1 protein-coding gene is annotated in these 291 nt (G+C 34.0%); it reads left to right on the forward strand.

The features are described 5' to 3' along the window. The coding region (locus ACSG5Z_RS31405) for a hypothetical protein (RefSeq protein WP_435712905.1) at positions 1–291 on the forward strand (291 nt) is incomplete at both ends.

The raw sequence follows: 291 nt of genomic DNA on the forward strand, positions 1-291 counted from the left end.
GTGCAAAGATGGAGGATATTATTTTTGCAGGCAGTGATACGAGAAGAGCAGTTAATGTTGCTGAAGTAACAAAAACTTTAAATAATGAAGATCAACGTTTACCGATTGAATATAATGAGGTGTGTGTAACGCGTCGTGTATCTCGTTCTGGTGATAGTGATTTTTATATTAATAAACTATCATGTAGAGTGAATGATATTATGGATTTATTTATGGACTCAGGTATCGGAAGAGAAGCTTTTTCGATTATTAGCCAGGGGAAAGTTGAAGAGATTTTAAGTAGTAAATCAG

The sequence above is a fragment of the Bacillus pretiosus genome, assembly GCF_051294775.1.
Taxonomy (GTDB): Bacteria; Bacillota; Bacilli; order Bacillales; family Bacillaceae_G; genus Bacillus_A; species Bacillus_A wiedmannii.